A 489-nucleotide genomic window follows, 5' to 3' on the forward strand; every position below is an offset into this window, starting at 1 on the left:
GAAGTAGCTGTTAAGAAAAAGCTGAAATAATTATTCAGATATATTTATAAAAATCCACCTCATTGAGGTGGATTTTTTATTTTAAAGTATAAAATGGTCTTAATTCTGATTAAGGAAGGTAACCAGTTTGGTTAAGTCTTCATCTTTGTCAAACTTAATCTTATTAGATTTGAAGAATGCTGTTAAAGCATCTTTTTTGTCTGGGAATTCTGCTATGATTTCTTTTTGATTTCTTGGCTTTTTTATGAAACCTTTTTCTGTTTTAATGTAGTATACAGGGTCTAGATTACGGAAGTTTGCCGGTTTTTCACTTGCATAACCATTCGCAGCAGGAACAACATCTGTAAATTTGGTTTTAATCTTTTTATATAAAGAGTTCTTACCATTTACAAGTTCAAAAAAATATCCGCTTAATTCATCCAATGTTTCAAGTAATACTATTGTTTGCTTAGGAGATGATACTTCAATTCTTGAAAATTCAGCATTTTT

At 29.2% G+C, this 489-nt stretch carries 1 protein-coding gene; it reads right to left on the bottom strand.

The features are described from left to right. Positions 1–99: 99 nt before the first annotated feature. On the bottom strand, positions 100–489 hold a 390-nt coding region (locus A1704_RS24515), incomplete at its 5' end, for a hypothetical protein (protein WP_157885776.1).

Source organism: Chryseobacterium cucumeris (assembly GCF_001593385.1).
GTDB classification, from domain to species: domain Bacteria; phylum Bacteroidota; class Bacteroidia; order Flavobacteriales; family Weeksellaceae; genus Chryseobacterium; species Chryseobacterium cucumeris.